Here is a 22,103-nt window from a genome sequence, read left to right as displayed (position 1 = left end):
AAATTTTATCTTCGGAAAAAGGGTTTTCTAATTTGAAATCTCCAGATATACTGTCATTAATGATTTGCGGTCAGCAAGTATTTTAAAAACAAGGAGGTGTCATTTTGGAGGTAGAATCAGTTGTTGAAAGTAAGAGTATACAATTATTGTTAAAGGCCTTGCACTTTGGTGCTTCTGATATCCATATAGTTCCTGCACAAGACAGTTATTCTATCCATTTCAGGAAATACGGAAAGCTATTTCCAACGAGTAATTTGCCAAATGAGTTAGGCGATAGAATTATTTCTTATTTAAAGTTTTTATCATCTCTAGATATTAGTGAAAAGAGAAAGCCCCAAAGCGGTTCTTTTCAGAAGGAAATTTCTAGTCAATTATATGCATTTCGCGTTTCTACATTGCCCTCGATTTTCAAAAGAGAGAGTCTAGTTATTCGGATACTCGTTCAAAACTCTCGCCTTCCCATCTCGTCAATTTGTTTAAATCCAAGCTCAGCAAACAAATTAGTACAGCTTGTATCAAGTCGCCAAGGATTACTGTTGTTCTGTGGAGCGACCGGGTCAGGAAAAACTACCTCATTATATTCACTAATCAATTACACAAGTGAATCATTAGCTCGTCACGTCATTTCACTTGAGGACCCAGTTGAAAGTAATCAATCAAATTTATTGCAAATACAGGTAAATGAACGTGCAGGTGTTACTTATGCTGCTGGTTTAAAGGCAATTCTCCGCCATTCACCTGACGTTATAATGATAGGTGAGATAAGAGATAGGGAAACTGCTAAGATTGCCATAGAAGCGTCTTTAACAGGTCATTTGGTGTTGTCCACTATTCATGCAAAGGACACAGTAAACTGTATTTACCGGCTTTTAGATCTAAATATTTCTATAGAGGAAATTAGACAGGCTGTCATTGGGATTGTTGCGCAATGCTTAGTGCAGGTTGAGCCAGAAGAGAGAAAGGCGATATACGAAATATTAAGTGACCTGAATCTAATTGATGCAATTGCAACAACAATGCGCGGAGAACAGTATGAATTGCCTCATTCTGAAAAGTTGACAAGTCAGAAATCCTTATTTGAGGTGAGAAAAAGAAATGCTCCTACAACTTCGTAAGTTAAAAAACGTCACAATAAGCCTCGATAAAAAGAATAAGGTTCGGCAGCTGCCATCATTTCTTAACAGAGTTAGTACACTATTAAACGAAGGATACACCTTCTCAGATTCAATCGAAATGCTATTACCTTATCATGTAGATGACCCAAACGCTTGGCGTGTGATGATACTAGAAAAGCTGAAGAATGGGGAAGGTACTACAGAAATATTGGAGTGCTTTCAGATTCCCAAACATTTCCTGGTGGCCATTAAAATTTCTGAGGAAAGTGGAAAGCTTGCCGAAAGCCTACAAACGATTTCTAAGCAATTGGACTTCAACGAAAAAATGCGAAAAAAGCTGCTTAACCTTCTAAGCTATCCTGTGCTACTCAGTGTGTTACTTATAAGCATTTTCATAGCATTCCGCACTTACTTTCTTCCTAACATAACCCAAATTCTAAACACTCGATCTGATGGTGGGAATACAACAGTCTTAATTTCATCAATATTTCTTCGTCTTCCGGATGTCTTGTTTTTTACTTTAATAACAACTATTTGCCTCGTCACCACCGTTATTATCTACATCAAAAGATTAAACGTACAGCAACAATTACCTCTTCTGTTAAAGCTTCCGATTATTAATTACTTTTATAAAATGCATATTACAAATCACCTAGCTAAAACAATGGGGGATTTGTTGTTGGGAGGTTTTTCTCTTCAGCAGGCCTTAACAATCTTACAAGACCAACAATTAAATAAAATTCTGGCCTATGTGTCTAAGGAGATTGAGGGACAAGTCATATTCGGAGAGTCCCTTTCATCGGCTGTCTATAAACTAGGGTGGTTTTCTTCTAAATTTGAAGAGTTTATAAAGCATGGAGAAAATAGCGGTTATCTCGGGAGGCAGTTATTGATTTACAGTGAGTTAATCGATGAAAAAATACAGAACTTGATTAAAAAGGGTGTATCCATCATACAGCCACTTTTCTTTATCATAATCGCCTTAAGTATTATTGCGGCATATTTGAGTATTCTGCTGCCGATGTATGAGCTAATTGAAATAATTTAATAGGAGTGTGTTTTTCTTGAAAAGAATAAATGAAAAAGGATTTACCTTAATAGAGATGTTGATAGTCCTTCTGATCATCTCAGTTTTAGTACTGGTCACAGTACCAAATGTGACGAAGCACTTCGCAACCATTGATAACAAGGGGTGTGAAGCTTATTTGAAAATGGTTCAGGGACAAGTTGAGGCATATAAGCTTGACAATAATACACTACCATCAATAAGTGCTCTGCAAACAGGAGGGTACTTAAATGGAGATGAGGCAGCAAAATGTCCTAACGGTGACTTGATTGAGATTGAAAGTGATGGAAATGTCATTGCAGTGAAAAATACGAGTGGACAATAGTGGCATGGTAGACAAGCTGCATGGCAAAAGAGTAATGAACATGAGGGGCTTTACATTAATTGAAATGCTTCTTGTACTCTTTATTTTGCTACTTACAAGCTCCATAGTTTTTCAAATTACCCTCACACTTTCTGAAAAGTGGGTAGTAAATCAATTTTTTCAGCAGCTAATGCTAGATATTCAGGAGATTCAAGCGTTAGCTATAAAAAATGATGAGGCATTTTATATTCAATTTAATAGTTCGAATAATTATAAAGGGCATGGGATTTTCTCAGGAGAGATATTGTTTGAAAGAGAAATCCCACAAGGTATAAAGGTTGATATGACTAGTAATCTTAAACATTTCATGGTTTACCCGAGTGGTGATGTATCCAATTTTGGTACCATAAAATTTCATACGCCCTTTGGACAAACAAATTTGATTATTTATATAAAGGAAGGGCGGATGAGGTTAGTTGAATTGTAAAGGAATAGCATTTGTTGAAACTTTATTGACGGTAGCTATTATTTTAATCATAGCCGGCTCTTTGATTCCGTTAAGCTACCAGTTGAAGTCTTCTTTATATAACCAAAAATTAGAGCTGCATGCTTCAGAAACAGCATTGGATGCAGCAAAACAAATTAAAGCACAATCGAAAATTGCTGGCAGCAAAACCATAGAACTAAAAGAATTTCATTGGACATATGATGGGGAACAAATTTGTGTCCAATTTGAAAATTTAAGTGGAGAACAAGTTAAATGCATCAATCGAACCGGAGACTAATTGAAAGCAGCCAAGGCTATACACTTATTGAAGCACTCTTTTCCATTACAGTCTTTGTTCTTCTATCTCAAATCATGCTAGCCGTCCTAATTTGGATTGAGCAAATGAACACAACGGAGCTTTCAAATAATCAGGTAGCCTGGGAGCTTTTTGTAAATGACCTCCAGCAATTAGTGCTAAATGTGCGAGAGATAAAATTATCAAATGACACCAAATCCATGGAAATCTTCTACACAAATTCTAGTGGAGTAAAGAAAATAAACCGTAGTGGAGATGTCCTTAGGCTAATAGTTAATAATCAAGGAAATACTCCTTTATTAGTCGGTATTCAAAATGCTTGGTTTACTTGGGATGGCCAATATATGACGATATCAGTAATTTTTAATAATGGTATAGAAAAGGAGAGGAGGTTCTTTGTTCAAAATAGTACGTAATGAGAGTGGTGGAACCTTTATGCTTGCTATAATGTTACTATTCATAACAACTTCTTTTATTACTTTCTATTGTTTATCGTACCAATCGCAAAAATTGGTGTATAATTCATTGGAATTCGCCAATGTTCGTGCTACGATAAACCTACTGAAGGAAATTGGTAGTAAGTAGTAGAAAGATTTTGGAAAGTCAAAGAAGGTGATAGCATGCGAAAAATATATTTAGTAGGCTTCATGGGATGTGGTAAAAGCGCTATCGGACGAAGGCTAAGTTATTTTTTAAGACTACCATATTACGACATGGATCATGAGATTGTTCGTCAGCAAGGAATGTCAATACCTGAGATATTTGAAGTGTACGGGGAAGCTTATTTTAGAGCATTAGAAACAGAATTTCTTCTGAATTTCCGAGATGAAGCATGTATCATTGCAACAGGCGGTGGTGTAGCAATGAGCGAAGAAAATCGCAAAATCATGCGTCATTCCGGATTGGTACTTTTTTTAGATGCAACATTCGAAGACATTTATGTGCGTATCAAAAATGATAAGAATCGACCAATTGTGCAGCGTTCAACTAAAGAAGAGCTAGAGCAGCTGTATCAAACGAGAAGAAAATTCTATAGAGCTGCTAATCATATTCGAGTATTGACAGAGGGACGATCACTACGTCAAATTGTTGAATATATTGGGTTTCAGGTGAATCGTTTAAAAGGCGAATGATTTATATGTTTATTCTTTTGAATGTTCGTTTTTAAAGTTGGATTAAAAAAAGATTGCCTTTTCATAATGACCAATGTTAGGATATAGCCAAGAGATGTTATATTGTACATTGAATTTAGAATATTTGCGCGGATGATTGTGCGGGGAGAGAACGTGAAGAGCGTCGCCGAAGGAGCAAGTAGTGAAGAGCTATGAATCTCTCAGGCAAAAAGACTCGTACAGGACGCATCTCTGGAGAGTGCTGTTTCGATTTTATTTGATTCAGCCACCAAAGGGGAAAGCCAATTATCGATTCAAAAAGTGTATATCGATTTGGTGTAACTTTCAGGTGCAAGGACAGGGGATTCCTCAGGATTAAAGAGGATTCGTCTGTCCTTTTTTTGCGGATTGGAAGTGTTATAAAAGATATCCACGAATAATGTGACAGCAACTTGGCCGATTTGTGTTAAGTTGTGTTTTTCTATTGTGCAAATTATGGATAATACTAGGGGGACATGATGAATGGGAAATGAATTAAAGCGAACGCCATTATTTGATGAGTATGCAAAAAGCGGCGGGAAAACAATTGATTTTGGAGGTTGGGATTTACCAGTCCAATTCTCTTCCATTAAAGATGAGCATGACGCTGTTCGTCATCGCGCGGGCCTTTTCGATGTATCCCATATGGGTGAAATTATTGTAGAAGGTAAAGATGCACTGGCATATTTACAATTTTTACTAACTAATGATATTTCCAAAATTCAAATTGGTGGAGCACAGTATAATGCAATGTGCTATGAAAATGGTGGAGTTGTCGACGATTTATTAGTTTATCGACTTGAAGATGAGAAATTCTTATTGTGCGTGAATGCGGCTAACATTGAGAAAGATTTTGATTGGATGAAAGCTCAGGTTCAAGGTGAAGTAACGGTTACAAACAAATCCGAGGAATATGCACAAATTGCATTACAGGGTCCACTAGCTGAAGAAGTGCTTCAAACATTAACAGATGTAGACCTAAACTCTTTGAAATATTTTAAATTTATAGAAAACGCAGTGATTGCGGGTAACTCCGTATTACTTTCACGTACAGGTTATACAGGGGAAGATGGCTTTGAAATTTACGGTGAGCCTCAAGCAATCGTTGAGCTTTGGACAAAAATTCTAGAAGCTGGAAAAGACAAAGGTGTTGTACCTGCTGGGTTAGGTGCCCGTGATACCTTACGTTTTGAAGCGTGCCTGCCACTTTATGGTCAAGAGCTTTCAAAGGACATTTCACCTCTAGAGGCAGGAATTGGTTTTGCGGTAAAGCTTCAAAAAGAGAGCGACTTTATCGGAAAAGCGGCATTAGTAGCTCAAAAGGGAAATGGCTTAGCTAAAAAGCTTATTGGTGTTGAAATGATTGATAAAGGGATTCCTCGTCATGGCTATAAAGTATTTAAAGATGGCGTTGAAATCGGTGAGATTACTACGGGAACTCAATCGCCATTAACAAAAAGAAACATCGGTTTAGCCTTAATTGATGCAAAATTTGCTCAATTAGATACAGAGCTAGAAATAGAGATTCGCAACAAAAAATTGAAGGCGCACACATGTGCAACTCCTTTTTATAAACGCTCAAAATAAATTGTGAAAAGAGGCTTAATAAAATGGTACATCGTTATCTTCCTATGACAGAACAAGACAGAAAAGATATGCTAGCAACAATTGGTGTGGAAAGTGTTGACGAGTTATTTTCAGATATCCCTGAGAGTGTTAGATTCCAAGGGTTATACAATATTAGAGAAGCAAAATCAGAATCTGCCTTACTAAAAGAGTTAAAACAGCTTGCAGCTAAAAATGAAGACACTGATTCAAATGTTTCCTTCCTTGGTGCTGGTATTTACAATCACTATAAACCTGTTATTGTTGACCATGTTATTTCTCGTTCTGAATTTTATACTGCATACACACCATATCAGCCTGAAATTTCACAAGGGGAATTACAAGCAATTTTTGAATTCCAAACAATGATTGCGGAACTAACTGGAATGGATCTTGCAAACTCATCAATGTATGATGGAGGAACTTCTTTAGCAGAAGCAGGTATGCTGGCAGCAGGTCATACTCGTCGCAAAAAGCTATTAGTTTCTGAAGCAATCCACCCTGAATATCGTGATGTAGTGGCTACATATGCATATGGACAATCAATCGAAATTGTTCTAGTACCAACAAACAATGGAGTAACAGATATCGAGCAATTAAAAGAGCTAATTGACGATAATACAGCAGGCGTTATGGTGCAATATCCTAACTTCTTTGGTCAGGTTGAAGATCTTCAAACGCTGGGTGACATCACTCATGAAGCAAAAGGATTATTTATCGTTTCCGCAAATCCTCTTGCTTTAGGTATCCTTACACCTCCAGGTAAATTAGGAGCAGATATTACCGTTGGGGATGCACAGGTATTTGGAATTCCAGAAAGCTTTGGTGGTCCTTACTGTGGTTATTTCGCTACGACAACGAAACTGATGCGTAAGGTTCCAGGTCGTTTGGTAGGTGAGACGGTCGATCAGGAGGGGCGTCGAGGCTATGTATTAACCTTACAAGCGCGCGAGCAGCATATTCGTCGAGAAAAAGCTACTTCTAATATTTGTTCAAACCAAGCTCTATTAGCTCTTGCAGCATCAGTTGCAATGACAGCTCTTGGTAAAAAAGGTGTTCAAGAAATGGCAAAGCAAAATATTGTGAAAACACGTTATGCGAAAAACGCTTTCGAAGCAGCAGGTTTCACAGTACCTTTCCAGGGTGCCCATTTTAATGAAATTGTAGTGAAAACAAATAAGGCTGTATCGGATATCAATAAACAGCTTATTGAAGATGGAATTATTGGTGGATTTGACTTAGGCAGAACTTATCCTGAGCTGGAAAACCATGTGTTACTAGCAGTTACAGAACTACGTACAAAAGAAGAAATCGACGCATTAGTTGAGAAAATGGGGGCTTACAATGCATAACGAAAATCAATCACTCATTTTTGAATTATCCAAAGAAGGTCGAGTAGGCTATAGCTTACCAGAATTAGATGTGCAGGATTTTGATTTAACAGAACTATTACCAGAAGGTTTTGTCCGTGAAGAAGCTGCTGAATTACCAGAAGTGGCAGAGCTTGATATCATGCGTCACTATACGGCATTATCTCGTCGTAATCACGGTGTAGATTCTGGTTTCTACCCATTAGGCTCTTGTACGATGAAATATAATCCGAAAATAAATGAAAATGTAGCTAGATTATCAGGCTTTGCTAACATACATCCTTTACAAGATGAAGCAACTGTACAAGGTGCAATGGAATTACTCTATGAGCTTCAAACTTCTTTAGTAGAGATTACGGGAATGGATGAAGTGACATTACAGCCAGCAGCAGGAGCACATGGTGAATGGACAGCATTAATGATGATTCGTGCGTTCCATGAAGCAAATGGTGAAGGTCATCGTAATAAAGTAATCGTACCGGACTCTGCTCATGGTACAAATCCAGCTTCAGCTACTGTTGCAGGCTTTGAAACTATCACTGTTAAATCAAACGAAGATGGTTTAGTAGATTTAGACGATTTACGTCGTGTTGTTGGTGAAGATACAGCAGCTTTAATGCTGACAAACCCGAATACTTTAGGGTTATTCGAAGAAAATATTTTAGAAATGGCTGAAATCATTCATGGTGTTGGCGGTAAGGTTTATTATGATGGAGCTAATTTAAATGCTGTTATGAGTAAAGCACGTCCTGGGGATATGGGCTTTGACTGTGTGCATTTAAACCTTCATAAAACATTTACAGGACCTCATGGTGGTGGTGGACCAGGTTCAGGTCCAGTTGGTGTAAAAGCGGATTTAATTCCTTTCTTACCTAAACCAGTACTAGTGAAAAAAGAAGATGGATCATTCCATTTTGACTATGATCGACCTCAAACAATTGGTCGTGTAAAACCTTATTACGGGAATTTTGGTATTAATGTTCGTGCCTATACTTATATCCGTACAATGGGACCGGATGGTTTAAAAGCGGTAACTGAGTATGCTGTACTAAATGCAAACTATATGATGCGTCGTCTAGAGTCTTACTTTGACCTACCATATAATCGCCATTGTAAGCATGAATTCGTTCTTTCTGGCCGTCGTCAAAAGAAATTGGGCGTTCGTACGTTGGATATAGCTAAACGTTTACTAGATTTTGGATACCATCCACCAACAATCTATTTCCCATTGAATGTTGAAGAGGGAATGATGATTGAGCCGACAGAAACAGAATCTAAAGAGACTTTAGATGCTTTCTGTGATGCAATGATTCAAATCGCAAAAGAAACAGAAGAAAATCCTTCAATCGTTCAAGAAGCACCACATACAACAGTAATCAGCCGTTTAGATGAAACGCGTGCCGCTCGTACACCTATTCTTCGTTATACTAAAATCGAAGGCTAATAGAGTTAGACGTCTCGACTAACGAGGCGTCTTTTTCTTTGTTGCTGATAATTATCAAAAAAATGACAGTACACAACATATATTAAAATGCAAATAGTAGGTTTGTATGTTGATTTGAAACACTGGTAACTAATGTGACTATATAATAGGAAGAAACTCGTGTTTTATCTTTGGAGGATAACGCTCTTTTCATCTTTTTGTGGGATAGAAAAATGCTAAATGCGAAGTGAAAAATAAATATTTTGAATCATTTTTTAGGCGAGAAATCTCGCAATTTGAGTTTCCTCAGTTTTTAGAAGGTGAGAAGCAAATATAAAAAACACAACTCGATTATTTATAACCTGAGCTGTGTTTTTCAAATTTGCTTAAGCTTTTGATTTTACTTTACCTGACCAAGTTTTGAAACCGCCTTGTAATTGGAAAACCTGATTATAGCCTTTTTTCTTTAAGAAAAGTGCAGTACGTGCGCTACGACCTGCATTTTGGCAATATAAGTAGACTGGTAGATCTGGACGGACTTCTTTATAGCGTTGGCGAAGTTGAGTTGAAGGGATATTACGTGCACCTAAAATATGCCCCGCTTCAAATTCTTTCACTTCACGCACATCAATTAGCTGTGCTTTTCGATAGCCTTGTATAAATTGATCTTGATCTAAGTTTGTCACTGCTTTTTTAAGACGCAGTGTATTTACTAGAACGTATACGATGATAGCACCTAGTATGATAGCAATTGTATAAAGTACAGTCACTGCAATATTTCTCCTTTCTTTCTTCATATTCCATTATAAAAGAGAAAGTGGCGTTAGTCCAATCAGTTTGATAAAATGATATTTAGTGTCTAAGGGAGATGATGAAATGAAATCAAAATGGTATTTTATAAATTCAGGACCTTGTAGTCCATCATATAATATGGCTTTAGATGAAGCGTTGCTTGATTTACATAGTCAAGGTGAAACTCCTCCGGTAATCCGCTTCTATGAGTGGAATCCTGCAACTCTATCAATTGGTTATTTCCAGAGTGCAGAGAAGGATATCGATTTAGAGATTATAAAAGAACAGAAGCTAGGCTTTGTTAGACGCCCTACAGGTGGACGAGCGGTATTACATGAAAGTGAGTTAACCTACAGTATTATTGTGAATGAGCAATATCCTGATATGCCTGCTGGTGTGACAGAGGCTTATCGAGTACTAAGTGAAGGACTATTACTAGGCTTTCAAAATTTAGGCTTAGATGCTTATTTTAGTATTCCAGATACAGAAGAGAAGCAGCAAGACTTAAAGAAACCAAAAAGCGCGGTCTGCTTTGATGCACCGAGCTGGTACGAATTAGTTGTTGAAGGAAAAAAGGTAGCGGGAAGTGCTCAAACTCGCCAAAAAGGTGTTATTTTACAGCATGGAGCGATACTGCTAGATCTTGATGAAGAAAAGCTTTTATCTGTTTTTAAATTTTCGTCAGCAGAAGCAAAGGAAAAAATGCGTCAGAAGCTCCCAGAAAAGGCTGTTGCGATTAATAGACTGACTGATAAGGAAATTACAATTTCGCAATGTATTGAGGCATTTAAAGAAGGATTTGAGCAGGCATTGGATATTGAGCTAGTTCCATATCAATTAACTGAAGAACAAATGCAATACGTAAAAAATCTCGAAGCAACAAAATATTTAACTGATGAATGGAATTTTAAAAAATAAGAACGTACGTTTCTTGCATACCAGAAAATTTTTTATAGAGTTAAAAGTCTTTAATTTAAAGGAGTTTAACTAGTTTTAAAAAAATCAAGCCCTTGAAATGATATTTTTTATAAGGTAATCTTTTCTAGTGAATAAATTATCTACATCTAGTGTTAATCTATTTTCTCGAGCACTATATGTTGTGGCTCTGAGAAAAGTAGATTATACTAGATGTATTATCTATTAAGGGAGGCTGGCAGATGGTATTGGCAAAAGAAACGAAAACAACCATCCTCGTAAACCAATTAAACAAAGACATCGAGAAATTTCCTCAAGTACATCCGATTACACCGGATATGCAAATTACGCATAAAGGTGTATCAAGATTAGTAATGATTGACCGCTATTCATTTAAGGATACAGAAAAGAAAACATTAAAGCCTGGAGATTTTGTTGTATTAACAATTAAAGAAGATCCAAAATTTCCTGCTCGCGGATTAGGATTTATTCAATCAATTGATTTTGAAGCAAAGAAAGCTGAAATTTTAATCGAAGAAGAATACCGCCATGTTTTAGATAACGCAAAAGAACAAGAATCTGGTGTTATCGTACGTTCCTTAGATGTAATTGAAAAACCTCTTGAAGTTTTCTATGAACAAATTGCAAAACGTAATGCGTTTGGATTAGCTGCTGTTGAAGAGACAGAAGAAAATAGGGAAAAATGGTTTGCGAAGTTCTATGAACAACTCGTATCCTTAAAATTTATCCCTGCCGGCCGAGTGCTATATGGAGCAGGCTCTCAGACAGATGTGACATTCTTTAACTGTTATGTTATGCCTTTTGTAGCAGATAGTCGTGAAGGCATTAGTGATCACCGTAAACAAGTAATGGAAATTATGAGTCGCGGTGGTGGAGTTGGGACAAACGGTTCTACACTTCGTCCGCGTAACACATTGGCGCGCGGCGTAAATGGTAAATCAAGCGGTTCTGTATCTTGGCTTGATGACATTGCAAAGCTGACACATCTTGTTGAACAGGGTGGTAGTCGTCGTGGGGCTCAAATGATAATGCTGGCAGATTGGCATCCGGATATTGTAGAATTTATTATTTCTAAAATGCAAAATCCACGTATTCTTCGTTTCCTAATCGAAAATACGAATGATGAACTAATCTCACTTTTAGCGAATGAAAAACTGAAATTCAAACCTTTAACACAACAAGAAGAAGCAATGTATCAAGGCATTGTTAATTATAAAGCGATTCCTGGTTTAGGTGGGTTCAATGAATCTATCATTAAGGAAGCAGAAACGAAATTACGAGATGGTGGAACTTATAGTGTCCACAATCCAGAGTTCTTAACTGGAGCAAATATCTCTGTCACATTAACAAAAGACTTCATGGAAGCTGTTGAGAATGACGGTGACTATGAATTACGATTCCCGGACGTAGCAAACTACTCTCCAGAAGAAATGGCTATTTACAATGAAAAATGGCATGAAGTAGGGGATGTAAGAGAATGGGAAGCTCTTGGTTATGGAGTTCGCACATATCGAAAAATTAAAGCCCGTGAATTATGGAACTTAATTAATATCTGTGCAACTTATGCAGCAGAGCCAGGTATTTTCTTTATCGACAATGCAAATGACATGACAAACGCACGAAGCTACGGTCAAAAAGTTGTTGCAACAAACCCATGTGGTGAACAACCACTCGCACCGTTTTCTGTGTGTAACCTTGCAGCGGTGAACTTAGCACAGTTTGCTGAAAAAGAAACAAAAACAGTTAATTTCGATGCACTTCGTGAAACAGTTCGTATCGGAGTACGCATGCAAGATAACGTTATTAATGCAACGCCTTATTTCTTAGAAGAAAACCGTAAACAAGCATTAGGAGAACGACGTGTGGGTCTTGGTGTTATGGGACTTGCCGATCTACTTATTTACTGTGAAAAAGAATATGGTTCACCAGAAGGTAACGAGCTTGTTGATAAAATCTTTGAAACAATTGCAGTAGCTGCATACGAAACGTCGACTGAGCTTGGGAAAGAAAGAGGCTGTTTCCCATTCCTAGAAGGTGAAACAGAAGAAGAAACGAGCCGATTACGACAAGCCTTCATTAACACAGGCTATATGCAAAAAATGCCTGAACATGTGCGCCAAGGTATTCTGGAAAACGGTATTCGCAACTCGCATCTTCTAACAGTTGCTCCCACAGGTTCCACTGGGACAATGGTAGGAGTGGCAACAGGCCTTGAACCTTACTTCTCATTCGTTTATTATCGTTCAGGCCGTTTAGGTAAATTTATCGAAGTAAAGGCTGAGATCGTTCAAGAATATTTAGAAACACATCCAGAAGCAGATGAAAATAATCTGCCAGATTGGTTTGTTTCATCAATGGCATTATCAGCAGAAGCGCATGCGGATGTGCAATGTGTTATTCAACGTTGGGTAGATTCATCGATTTCTAAAACAGTAAACGCACCAAAAGGATACACGGTTGAACAGGTTCAAAAAGTGTATGAGCGCCTTTACAAGGGTGGAGCAAAAGGTGGTACAGTTTATGTCGATGGAAGTCGAGATTCACAAGTACTAACATTAAAAGCAGAATCCTCTCATGATGAGCAACTTGCATTTGACGAAGTTCTTGAAGAAGAAGCAAAAGGGAAACAAACAGTAGTATTGGTTGATACAATCGCACCGCTTGCAACTACAAACGTAACAATTGGATCTGAAGTAGGAAATACTTGTCCAGTTTGTCGTCAAGGCACAGTTGAAGAATTGGGTGGCTGTAACACATGTACAGGCTGTGGTGCCCAATTAAAATGTGGACTATAAAAAGCTAGTACAAAAGGCAATTGTGGATTTACAATAAAGTTTGATTTTTACAATAAAGTTCGATACAAAATAACCTCTTTGGTATTCTTTTTTACTAAAGAGGTTATTTTTTTGTCTTTTCAGAAAACGGAAAGGTGAGTAAATGAATGTCTAAAAGAAAACGTTCTTCATCAATTGAAAAGAAGTTGAAGGAAGGTCTTGGACAAATCACAGGTATCGATTATAAGCCGTGGATTAAAATTCAAGATATTCCATCACTAGGTAGTTCAACGCGATTAAAAGGTACTAAAGTACCGAGACAAAGACAATGAATTTCTTTCAGAGTTGGAACGAAACTATTTTTATTTGTTGGGATATTCAAATTTTATTATCGATAATAGAGAGCAGTTTCCGTTGTTCCAAAACGAAACCTGTTAGGAGGGGAGTCTTATATTTTCTTTTTTTCTATAAATTATGTTCTATGAACTTTTTCTTATTAAATGTTTTTCATTAAAGAGAAGTACTTACTTTTTTAGGTAGGACATAGTGAAATGGTATCTTATAAAAATGACTATAAAAACTGGATCAGAAATAAATGTATAAACGAAACATCAGTTTCTCCATAATGTAATCAAAAGTTGATATTAAATTTATATTCTACTAGTACGATCATATACGATAGATATTAAGGGAGGTTCATATTTTTGAGAAAACTGTTATTAACAATTACAGATTGGGTTTCAACCAAACGTGGGATGTGGATTACGATTATCGCTTGGCTAGTCGTGATGGTAGGATTAAGTGCGGGACCAAGGCTTGGAGATTATAAAGTAACTAATTTTCAATCGCTCCCAGATGAAGCACAATCTATATTAGCTGAGAAAAAGACAAAGGAGATATTTCCAAATGAGCAAGGGACACCAGGAATCCTTGTGTTCCATAATGAAAATGGCAACATCAGTACCGATGAGGTCACACAAATACTAAATAGAATAGTAGAAGAAGATATTAAAGGAATTGAGACTATCGTTGACATAGGTGCACTTCCACCTCAAGCGTTAAAGGGCTTTATTTCTCAGGATGGCTCAACGATGATTGTTCCGATGGAATTAGAGCAGGGTCTTGGCAATGGTGAGTATTCCGACATCAATGACAAGGTTTCAGAGATAGGGAATACGATTGCAGAGAAGTTTGAAAATATGTCTTTTTATATTACTGGACCAGCAGGAATTGCTGGGGACACACTCAAGTTATTTGAACAAGCAGACTTTGTATTATTACTTGCAACTATAGTAATTATATTAGTATTACTTATAGCGATTTACCGGTCACCGTTACTTGCATTTATACCTCTACTTGCAACAGTTATTGTCTATCAGGTTGTGAATCAAAGTGTCGCATTACTAGGGGTGGGTGGGTTAGAAATCAATAACTCAACAACCTCAATTATGAGTATTTTGCTTTTTGCTGCAGTGATTGATTATTCACTATTTGTATTCTCCCGTTACCGTGAGGAGCTTAACAAGGTTGAAAGTAAATATGAAGCAATGAAACTTGCAATGCGTGCAATTGGAGAACCTGTATTTTTTGCTGGTGGAACAGTGTTAGCATCAATGTTAGTCTTATTCTTTGCTAATTTCCGTGATTATCAAAACTTTGCCCCGATTTTCGGACTTGCTATGTTCTTTATCATTATAGCGTCGATCACATTGGTACCAGCTTTATTTACGCTATTTGGTCGTAAAGCATTTTGGCCGAAAGTTCCAAAGTACGGACAAGCCAAAGAAGTAAAACACGGAATTTGGGGACCAATTGCTAATTTTGTAGTGAAAAAACCAGTTTTTTCTGGAGGCATTGTTGGTATTTTCCTTCTCATTACTGCTTTTAATATGTTTAATCTGGATTTTGAATTTGATACCGTAAAAAAGTTTCCTGAGGATTTACCATCTCGAGTGGGTTATGAAATTGTAGAGGAAAAATATGACAAAGGGGAACTAGCACCTACCACACTGGTAATTGAAAGTGATGAGTCTTTTGACACAGAAAAGGTTACTGCTGTTACAGACAAACTTCAAGATTATGATGAAGAAATTGCGTCCGTACTTTTGACTGAACAATCTGAAGATTCTAAAGCTATAAAGCTGAATGTAGTTTTAGCAACGAGTCCATATTCCACGCAAGCGATGGATATAATTAAAGATTTACGTGAAGATACACAAGATCTATTAACTGATGCTTCTATCTCTGGAGAAGCATACTATAGCGGAGTGACTGCAAAGCTAGTAGATGAACGAGATGTGAATAGGAAGGATATCTTTACTATTGTGATACTTGAATCATTACTAATACTAATTCTCTTATTCACCCTTACTCGTTCGTTTAAAATGCCGATCTATATGATGGGGACCATTTTACTTTCTTATGTATCTGCTTTAGGGCTTGGGATTTTTCTAGTTGATTTCTTGTTTGGTTATGAAGCTTTAAGTACTCGTGTACCTGTCTATGCTTTCATTTTCTTAGTGGCCTTAGGTATAGATTATAATATTATCCTTGCCTCTAGATTCATTGAAGAGCGGAATACACATCGAGTTAAAGATGCTCTTGAAATTGCAATCCGAAATACCGGTGGTGTCATATCATCTGCGGGTATCATTCTTGCGGCAACTTTTGCAGCGTTGACTACAATACCAATTGCTGACCTTTTCGTCTTTGGATTTATCGTCGCAATTGGAATCTTAATTGATACGTTCCTAGTTCGAGGAATGCTTCTACCAGCTTTGATACTACTATTTGAAAAAGAAAAGCAAGTCTAGCATAATGAACAGTGATAAAAGAATACAAAGGACTTCCTTTGTATTCTCCCTTTTTAGGAGGCTCATATAATGAAGGTTCTTGTTGTAGATGATGATGTCTATATTCAACAACTTGTATCTATACACTTAAGTCGAGAAGGTTATCAAGTATCTAGAGCTAATCATGCGGAAGAAGCCTTGGATATACTGGAAGAAAAAAACTTTGATTTAGCGATTGTCGATGTGATGATGCCAGAGATGGATGGATTTGAATTGACAAAGATATTATCAACTGACTACGATATCCCCGTTATACTGCTGACTGCCAAAGGACAGATTGGTGATAAAGAACAAGGCTTCTTAGCGGGTTCGGATGACTATATCGTTAAGCCATTTGAGGTAAAGGAACTCCTATTTCGAGTTGCTGTTGTTTTACGGCGTGTTGAACGTGCCATGGAAATGGTCTTAAAGGTAGGAAATCTCACGATAGATCGGAAAAACTTTGAATTAATGATCAATCGAGAAACAGTCCTTCCACCACTAAAGGAATTTGAATTATTAAGTTTATTAGCCTCACGCGCAAATAAGATTATACCTAGAGCTTTTTTAGTTGAACAAGTATGGGGAGTTGATTATGAAGGCGGAGAACAAACTCTTAATACGCATATAAACCGAATTAGAGATCGTTTGAAAAAATATCATGCATCGGTGGAAATTCAAACAGTCCGAGGGATTGGCTACAAGCTTGAGGTTACCAAATGAGAACTCTGTATCGGAAATTCATTATTGCAACACTATCGATTTTAATCATAAGTGTCACGATTGGGATGATAGTAGCCAATTTTATTTACATGTCTTCTACAAAGCAGAAGATTGATCAGCAAAATGTAGAAATCGCCCAAACAATTACATTAAATCTTGAAAATATGCATTCGAATCATTCTTCCTTGGAGCCTTTCTTAGATTCGATTGGCAATCTTGGGTATCAAATATATGTGATAAACGAATCAGGGCAAGATGCTTATTTTGGCAATGCTTTTTCAAAGACAGAACTACCTAAAGAAGCCATGAGGGTAATCTTAGACAAAGAAATCTACCATGGCATGAGCCATTTTTCACATAAGTTTTTAATGATGGGACACTTCTCGAATGATGTGAAGAATACTGTCGGTGTGCCATTCACCATGAGTGGAGAGCAATACGGTTTATTCTTACGTCCCAATAATAAACTGCTCTTTTCTGATATTCATATGATTTTAGCATGGTTTTTTGTAGCGGTTACAGTTGTTAGCATTAGTGGGGTAATCCTGTTTGCAAAGCATCTCATTCAACCGATTACCAAATTAACGGAAGCGACCAGAGAGATTACACGTGAGAACTTCCTTTATCCGTTAAAGATTAATCGTAATGATGAGCTTGGACAATTAGCAGAAAGCTTTAACAACATGCAGAGGCAGTTACAGCATAATGATGAAGCTCGAAAATCCTTTATTAATAATGTGTCACATGACTTTCAATCTCCACTAATGAATATTCAAGGTTACGCGGAGCTTCTACTGTCACAAAGTGTAACTGAAACGGAATCAAAAGAGTACCTACAAATTATTGATCAAGAATCAAAGCGGCTTTCCAATCTAACGAAGCAACTGTTGTTATTAACTTCGCTTGATCAGAAAGCGTATCCGATGAAGATTTCAGAGGTTCAATTTGACAAACAAATAAAACAAACCATCCGTAGGTATCAATGGCGACTACAGGAAAAGGAAATTGAAGTTTCTTATAATCTGGCACCTATTCGCATGAAGGCTGATGCCGAACTAATGAGCAACGTCTGGGACAACTTGATAACAAATGCCATAAAATATAATGCTCATGGGGGGAGTATCTGGATAAGCTTATTTAAAAGTGAATCTGTAATCACTATCATGGTGAAAGATTCTGGAATTGGTATGTCTCAGGAAGCTATCACCCAAATCTTTGACCGTTTTTATCGAATAGATTCATCTAGAAAAAGTGACGGTACAGGGTTAGGCTTATCCATTGTTAAACAAATCATTGACTTGCATGGAGGAGAAATCAAAGTTGATAGCAAGGTTGACGAGGGAACAACCTTCACACTCTTATTCCCAAATATAAATTAATTGGAGGATTAAATAGATGGAACAAACTTGGAGTTTAAGGCTAATACGGTTTTCGGCGATTTTCGGAATAATCGGTACTTTTATTGGTTCTCAGATGTCAGGTAATATGGATTATTCAATGAGACCTATCCATGCTCATATTCTATTAGTAGGGTGGCTATCTGTATTTGCTTGGGGAATTTTTTATAAGGTGTATAAAATTAAATACAAAAGACTTGTACCTATTCACAGTATCCTAGGAATTCTTGGTGCTACAGGATTGACCGTTGGAATGTGGATGTATAATTTGAATCCATTAAATCTTGATGAAACCTTTGTAATGGTGTTATTTATTGTGGGTGGAAGCTTCCTTTTAATAGCATTCTTATTATTCGTGCTTATCACCTTTCTAGTTGATAACAGGGAAATTAAAATTTAAATAGTATTCCCAAAGAAATCGACTTAAAATGTCGTGAAGGCTTACAAATCGCCATTCCATTCAATATATCTTTCATAATTGGGAACTACAATACTATGGCTTTAGTGGACTTGAAGATTTTAGAAGGCTCTAGTTTGTTCTTGGAACAAGTGCTTGTGAAAGTGTCTTAATAGTAGTGTTTATATTCTGGATAATAAATTCCTAAAATGAGAACAATTAAGCTAACAGGTGGTTAGTTGAAGAGCGGATTACAGATAATTATCAAACTTTATTGTAAAATTGTATAATACTTCACAAATAATGAACCCGTTTTGATCAATCTTTTTCAAAACGGGTTCTTATTAAGTTACGTAAGACGTGGGTTTGTAAGATGTTTTTAATCAAACTTTATTTCAAACCTACAGCAATTTCCCGAAAAACGGAAATTGCCTTTTTCTTTTAAGCAAACCAATAATCATAAATATTTTTAATAATTAAAACCACAGTCATGATAATAAATAACATTCTCACGAAGCTGGTACCTTTACTTAGTGCAAATTTCGTACCAATGAAAGCTCCTGCAATCATTGAAACCCCCATTATTAAACCATAAGTAAAAACTACTTCTCCCAAAATTAAAAACATAATAAGAGCGGCAATATTACTTATAAAATTCAGTAGCTTAGCGTTTCCGGCTGCCTGCAAAAAATCAAAGCCTGCAATCAAGAAGATGAACATAATAAAGGATCCGGTACCAGGTCCGAAAAATCCGTCATAGAAACCTATCAGAACTATTCCCGCAACAAAAAGTGTACCTTGCTTCCAATCTAAAGGCTTTCTCTCCTCTAGCTGACCCCAATTTTTCTTTAATAATGTATAAACTAAAACAACAATTAGCATGACTATAATCAATGGTCTTAAGAGCTCTGAATCCATTAAATGAACTGTCCAAGCTCCTAGCATTGAAAAGATAAAGACAAAGGGAAGGATGGGTCCGAGCAGCTTAATATCAATTTTTCCTGCTTTAAAAAATGTTAAGGAGCTTGTTAAATTTCCCATTGAAGCTGCAAGTTTATTTGTAGCGATAGCTGCTGAAGGGGGAAGTCCAACTGATAATAAGGCAGGGAGTGTAATTAAACCACCACCGCCTACAGTTGCGTTAATAAAAGCTCCAACAAAACCAAAAAAGATAATAATGATTACTTTGTACAAATCCATTTCCATATTGCAAGACCCCTAATTATTTGTGTAATGGGGTAATCTTATCGAATCTGTCGGAAATTGTAAATAGTGCATTTTAAATAGCATTTAACAAAAAAACGCATTTGGTATGTCTACCAAATGCGGGATAATTAATCGTGATGTAATTGCATTGAAAGGTCAGGATTCTTTTCAACTTCATGTAATTTGTTAAATGAAGCAATAGCTACTTCAACCATCTCATCTTTAGGCTCTTTCGTTGTTAGTAATTGTAGCCATAAGCCTGGGTAACCTAAATACTTTAAGACAGGAATTTCTCGAACGGCATTCGTTGCCTGTAATACCTCAAAGGATATTCCAAGAACTACGGGAATCAAAAGAATACGAATGACTACGCGTAACCAAAGTGGGTCTGTAGGGAAAAAGAAATAGACAAACATACCAATCACTACAGTGAATAGTATAAAGCTTGACCCGCAACGATAGTGAAGTCTAGACTGCTTTTGGACATTTTCTACAGTTATATCCAAGCCGGCTTCATAACAATTGATAACCTTATGCTCGGCACCATGATATTGAAAAACTCGTTTTATTAAAGGTGTCATTGATATGATATATAAATAACTTAAGAGTAGTATAAGCTTGAAAAATGTTTCTAAGAAAATTTGGGGATACTTCCCTGAAATCCATGGGGAGAATAATTCCGCCAAGAATACTGGTACTAAGGTAAAGACAAATTTAGCAAATAAGAAGGAAATTACCCCGACAACTGCTACACCTAAAATCATTTGTAGCTTGGAAGCCTCTTCTTGATTGTCCTCTTCCTCACCTGGATCGATATCATAGCGTTCACTCGCGAATTGGAGATGCTTGGCACCAAGTCCGGATGACTCGATTAACGCAATAACACCTCGAAGAAAAGGGATTTTTTTCAGTTTTTGATAAATCGGTTTTTTCGTTTTCTTTGCATAAAAATATTCAATTGAATCGTCATTTCTACGTACTGCTGTTACGGTATGATCTTTCCCACCGAACATGACACCTTCTAGAAGTGCTTGTCCGCCGTATACAGGTGCTTCATTAGCCAAGGTCTACACCACTCTCTCAAAATATAAAACTTATAACTCGTCTATTGTACTAAATTTTCGACGAAACCTCTACGTTTACGCATACGAATTTTAAATATTGGAGAAACTTACAAAAAAAAAGAGGTGCTGTCTGTGATTTATTTAGCGGTTTTAACAAGTTTGTTTGCTTCTATTTTCTTAACGATTAGCTTAAAGCTCTTATCCCTGTTTAATTTTATCAAATGGAGTCCTGTAGGCTATGCCAAGCGATTAAATGTACTAGAAGCTAGCCATTGGTCAGTGAAATGGCTATTTTTACTGATAATCATTTTTTTAATAACCCTTCTATTATATTTTGCAATGCAATTCGTTGAAATGGTTCCTAGTTTTTTAACTTCACTAATAATTGGGGCAATTTTAGCCTTAATTTGTGAATGGGTCATTTTTGATTTACCAGCAGAGCTATCTTCGTTTAAAAAGCTTTCCATCCCGTTTATGGTGACGATTGTCATTACTGCGCGATTTGTATTTGAGACCGCTGTTTTCCATTATCGAGCTCATAGTGAACGAAATAAGTTGCCGTATAAGGACTCTGTGGTAAAATAAAAGTGGTAATTTCCGCTAGAAAATACAATTTATCTCCAAATGTGTGAAAATTCTATTCTTTCTTGCGAAAACTCCATAATAACTTATCTTTTCCTATCCGTTAAAAAGAGGAGAATGTTGATGAAGGTTTTAGTGTTAAATGGGCCAAATTTGAATCGTTTAGGAAAACGTGAGCCTGAAATTTATGGAAGTGAAACTTTGGATGATGTAAAAGAAAAATGCATCAGCCTAGCCTCACAATTTAATGCTACGATTGATTTTAAACAATCCAATCATGAAGGTGTACTAATCGATTGGATCCACGAAGCAGAAGATACGGATGTTAACGCAATTGTTTTTAACCCTGGCGCCTATACACATACCAGTATTGCGCTAAGGGATGCAATTGCAGCAGTAAATGTGCCGGTCATTGAAGTGCACATTTCTAACATACATAAAAGAGAATCGTTTCGTCATGAATCAAAGCTAGCTGCAGAATGTGTTGGACAAATATGCGGTCTAGGAACTTTTGGCTATGAATTAGCACTAAGAAAGTTTTTAGAACAGTAAACGGGGGAGCTC

General features: G+C 36.8%; 21 protein-coding genes, 1 pseudogene and 1 riboswitch. Of the genes and pseudogenes, 19 read left to right on the top strand and 3 right to left on the bottom strand.

The genetic code is table 11. The annotated features are described in order from the left end of the window. Positions 1 to 101 precede the first annotated feature (101 nt). The 10 genes from comGA to gcvPB all read left to right on the top strand — a co-directional run bounded on the left by comGA (position 102) and on the right by gcvPB (position 8,858). Positions 102 to 1,115: a competence type IV pilus ATPase ComGA gene (gene comGA / locus LG296_RS11620; RefSeq protein ID WP_107934815.1), complete on the top strand. Its 1,014-nt coding sequence runs from the start codon at positions 102 to 104 to the stop codon at positions 1,113 to 1,115. After that, positions 1,096 to 2,163: a competence type IV pilus assembly protein ComGB gene (comGB, locus tag LG296_RS11615; RefSeq protein ID WP_107934816.1), complete on the top strand. Its 1,068-nt coding sequence runs from the start codon at positions 1,096 to 1,098 to the stop codon at positions 2,161 to 2,163. The genes comGA and comGB overlap by 20 nt, the downstream gene beginning before the upstream one ends. A 55-nt stretch (positions 2,164 to 2,218) precedes the next feature. Then, positions 2,219 to 2,506 carry a competence type IV pilus major pilin ComGC gene (gene comGC, locus LG296_RS11610; protein ID WP_404427986.1) on the top strand — a complete coding sequence of 96 codons (288 nt, stop codon included), beginning with the start codon at positions 2,219 to 2,221 and terminating at the stop codon, positions 2,504 to 2,506. Continuing rightward, the gene (locus tag LG296_RS11605) at positions 2,496 to 2,972 is read left to right on the top strand and encodes a prepilin-type N-terminal cleavage/methylation domain-containing protein (RefSeq protein WP_146223225.1); all 477 of its coding nucleotides are present in this window, start codon (positions 2,496 to 2,498) and stop codon (positions 2,970 to 2,972) included. The genes comGC and LG296_RS11605 overlap by 11 nt, the downstream gene beginning before the upstream one ends. A gap of 25 nt (positions 2,973 to 2,997) precedes the next feature. Continuing rightward, a complete protein-coding gene (locus LG296_RS11600) occupies positions 2,998 to 3,270 on the top strand; it encodes a hypothetical protein (protein WP_215534993.1) in 273 nt (90 codons plus the stop codon). Next, positions 3,246 to 3,704 carry a competence type IV pilus minor pilin ComGF gene (comGF, locus tag LG296_RS11595; RefSeq protein ID WP_107934820.1) on the top strand — a complete coding sequence of 153 codons (459 nt, stop codon included), beginning with the start codon at positions 3,246 to 3,248 and terminating at the stop codon, positions 3,702 to 3,704. The genes LG296_RS11600 and comGF overlap by 25 nt, the downstream gene beginning before the upstream one ends. A 204-nt stretch (positions 3,705 to 3,908) precedes the next feature. After that, positions 3,909 to 4,421: a shikimate kinase gene (locus LG296_RS11590; RefSeq protein ID WP_107934822.1), complete on the top strand. Its 513-nt coding sequence runs from the start codon at positions 3,909 to 3,911 to the stop codon at positions 4,419 to 4,421. Positions 4,422 to 4,553: 132 nt separating this feature from the next. Beyond that, positions 4,554 to 4,647: riboswitch (glycine riboswitch) on the top strand. A 275-nt stretch (positions 4,648 to 4,922) separates the two neighbouring features. Further along, positions 4,923 to 6,026 carry a glycine cleavage system aminomethyltransferase GcvT gene (gcvT, locus tag LG296_RS11585; RefSeq protein WP_107934823.1) on the top strand — a complete coding sequence of 368 codons (1,104 nt, stop codon included), beginning with the start codon at positions 4,923 to 4,925 and terminating at the stop codon, positions 6,024 to 6,026. 23 nt (positions 6,027 to 6,049) lie between these two features. Further along, entirely contained in the window at positions 6,050 to 7,396 is a 1,347-nt protein-coding gene (gcvPA, locus tag LG296_RS11580; RefSeq protein ID WP_107934824.1) for an aminomethyl-transferring glycine dehydrogenase subunit GcvPA, read from the top strand. Next, positions 7,389 to 8,858, top strand: a complete 1,470-nt coding sequence (gcvPB, locus tag LG296_RS11575; RefSeq protein WP_107934825.1) for an aminomethyl-transferring glycine dehydrogenase subunit GcvPB — start codon at positions 7,389 to 7,391, stop codon at positions 8,856 to 8,858. Before gcvPA ends, gcvPB begins: the two co-directional genes overlap by 8 nt. A 365-nt stretch (positions 8,859 to 9,223) precedes the next feature. On the opposite strand, the gene LG296_RS11570 is transcribed toward gcvPB, so the two are convergent. After that, positions 9,224 to 9,607, bottom strand: a complete 384-nt coding sequence (locus LG296_RS11570) for a rhodanese-like domain-containing protein (RefSeq protein WP_107934826.1) — start codon at positions 9,605 to 9,607, stop codon at positions 9,224 to 9,226. Positions 9,608 to 9,713: 106 nt separating this feature from the next. Between LG296_RS11570 and LG296_RS11565 the strand changes: the two genes are divergently transcribed. The 7 genes and pseudogenes from LG296_RS11565 (at position 9,714) to LG296_RS11535 (ending at position 18,690) form a co-directional block, all read left to right on the top strand. Further along, positions 9,714 to 10,547: a biotin/lipoate A/B protein ligase family protein gene (locus tag LG296_RS11565; RefSeq protein WP_107934827.1), complete on the top strand. Its 834-nt coding sequence runs from the start codon at positions 9,714 to 9,716 to the stop codon at positions 10,545 to 10,547. A 239-nt stretch (positions 10,548 to 10,786) separates the two neighbouring features. After that, entirely contained in the window at positions 10,787 to 13,360 is a 2,574-nt protein-coding gene (locus LG296_RS11560; RefSeq protein ID WP_107934828.1) for a vitamin B12-dependent ribonucleotide reductase, read from the top strand. A gap of 146 nt (positions 13,361 to 13,506) precedes the next feature. Next, positions 13,507 to 13,768 (top strand): annotated as a pseudogene (locus tag LG296_RS11555) (hypothetical protein); the annotation flags it as partial. Between the two features lie 275 nt (positions 13,769 to 14,043). Then, positions 14,044 to 16,152 (top strand): MMPL family transporter, encoded by a 2,109-nt coding sequence (locus LG296_RS11550; RefSeq protein WP_107934829.1) that lies wholly within the window; start codon positions 14,044 to 14,046, stop codon positions 16,150 to 16,152. 69 nt (positions 16,153 to 16,221) lie between these two features. Further along, a complete protein-coding gene (locus LG296_RS11545; RefSeq protein ID WP_107934830.1) occupies positions 16,222 to 16,893 on the top strand; it encodes a response regulator transcription factor in 672 nt (223 codons plus the stop codon). Next, positions 16,890 to 18,272, top strand: coding sequence for a cell wall metabolism sensor histidine kinase WalK (locus LG296_RS11540; RefSeq protein ID WP_107934831.1), 1,383 nt, complete (start codon positions 16,890 to 16,892; stop codon positions 18,270 to 18,272). Before LG296_RS11545 ends, LG296_RS11540 begins: the two co-directional genes overlap by 4 nt. A gap of 16 nt (positions 18,273 to 18,288) precedes the next feature. Beyond that, positions 18,289 to 18,690 (top strand): hypothetical protein, encoded by a 402-nt coding sequence (locus LG296_RS11535; protein WP_107934832.1) that lies wholly within the window; start codon positions 18,289 to 18,291, stop codon positions 18,688 to 18,690. 438 nt (positions 18,691 to 19,128) lie between these two features. On the opposite strand, the gene LG296_RS11530 is transcribed toward LG296_RS11535, so the two are convergent. Together LG296_RS11530 and LG296_RS11525 are read right to left on the bottom strand one after the other, a co-directional pair. Beyond that, positions 19,129 to 19,893 carry a TSUP family transporter gene (locus LG296_RS11530; RefSeq protein ID WP_107934833.1) on the bottom strand — a complete coding sequence of 255 codons (765 nt, stop codon included), beginning with the start codon at positions 19,891 to 19,893 and terminating at the stop codon, positions 19,129 to 19,131. Between the two features lie 128 nt (positions 19,894 to 20,021). Then, positions 20,022 to 20,906: a DUF1385 domain-containing protein gene (locus LG296_RS11525; RefSeq protein ID WP_181418106.1), complete on the bottom strand. Its 885-nt coding sequence runs from the start codon at positions 20,904 to 20,906 to the stop codon at positions 20,022 to 20,024. 183 nt (positions 20,907 to 21,089) lie between these two features. Here LG296_RS11525 and LG296_RS11520 point away from each other — a divergent pair, with 183 nt between their 5' ends. After that, the gene (locus tag LG296_RS11520) at positions 21,090 to 21,542 is read left to right on the top strand and encodes a hypothetical protein (RefSeq protein ID WP_107934837.1); all 453 of its coding nucleotides are present in this window, start codon (positions 21,090 to 21,092) and stop codon (positions 21,540 to 21,542) included. 120 nt (positions 21,543 to 21,662) lie between these two features. Then, positions 21,663 to 22,091 carry a type II 3-dehydroquinate dehydratase gene (aroQ, locus tag LG296_RS11515; protein WP_107934838.1) on the top strand — a complete coding sequence of 143 codons (429 nt, stop codon included), beginning with the start codon at positions 21,663 to 21,665 and terminating at the stop codon, positions 22,089 to 22,091. The last annotated feature ends 12 nt before the right edge of the window (positions 22,092 to 22,103 follow it).

This window comes from Ureibacillus chungkukjangi, from assembly GCF_044795995.1.
Classification (GTDB): Bacteria; Bacillota; Bacilli; order Bacillales_A; family Planococcaceae; genus Ureibacillus; species Ureibacillus chungkukjangi.
This window is presented reverse-complemented; position numbering and strand designations above follow the sequence as displayed.

What these genes read in the sequence shown, in the direction of transcription:
- comGB (WP_107934816.1), top strand. Translation starts at nt 1,096, where the DNA reads ATGCTCCTACAACTTCGTAAGTTAAAAAACGTCACAATAAGCCTCGAT.
- comGC (WP_404427986.1), top strand. Translation starts at nt 2,219, where the DNA reads ATGTTGATAGTCCTTCTGATCATCTCAGTTTTAGTACTGGTCACAGTA.
- comGF (WP_107934820.1), top strand. Translation starts at nt 3,246, where the DNA reads ATGCATCAATCGAACCGGAGACTAATTGAAAGCAGCCAAGGCTATACA.
- LG296_RS11590 (WP_107934822.1), top strand. Translation starts at nt 3,909, where the DNA reads ATGCGAAAAATATATTTAGTAGGCTTCATGGGATGTGGTAAAAGCGCT.
- gcvT (WP_107934823.1), top strand. Translation starts at nt 4,923, where the DNA reads ATGGGAAATGAATTAAAGCGAACGCCATTATTTGATGAGTATGCAAAA.
- gcvPA (WP_107934824.1), top strand. Translation starts at nt 6,050, where the DNA reads ATGGTACATCGTTATCTTCCTATGACAGAACAAGACAGAAAAGATATG.
- gcvPB (WP_107934825.1), top strand. Translation starts at nt 7,389, where the DNA reads ATGCATAACGAAAATCAATCACTCATTTTTGAATTATCCAAAGAAGGT.
- LG296_RS11565 (WP_107934827.1), top strand. Translation starts at nt 9,714, where the DNA reads ATGAAATCAAAATGGTATTTTATAAATTCAGGACCTTGTAGTCCATCA.
- LG296_RS11560 (WP_107934828.1), top strand. Translation starts at nt 10,787, where the DNA reads ATGGTATTGGCAAAAGAAACGAAAACAACCATCCTCGTAAACCAATTA.
- LG296_RS11545 (WP_107934830.1), top strand. Translation starts at nt 16,222, where the DNA reads ATGAAGGTTCTTGTTGTAGATGATGATGTCTATATTCAACAACTTGTA.
- LG296_RS11540 (WP_107934831.1), top strand. Translation starts at nt 16,890, where the DNA reads ATGAGAACTCTGTATCGGAAATTCATTATTGCAACACTATCGATTTTA.
- LG296_RS11535 (WP_107934832.1), top strand. Translation starts at nt 18,289, where the DNA reads ATGGAACAAACTTGGAGTTTAAGGCTAATACGGTTTTCGGCGATTTTC.
- LG296_RS11530 (WP_107934833.1), bottom strand. Translation starts at nt 19,893, where the DNA reads ATGGAAATGGATTTGTACAAAGTAATCATTATTATCTTTTTTGGTTTT.
- LG296_RS11525 (WP_181418106.1), bottom strand. Translation starts at nt 20,906, where the DNA reads ATGTTCGGTGGGAAAGATCATACCGTAACAGCAGTACGTAGAAATGAC.
- aroQ (WP_107934838.1), top strand. Translation starts at nt 21,663, where the DNA reads ATGAAGGTTTTAGTGTTAAATGGGCCAAATTTGAATCGTTTAGGAAAA.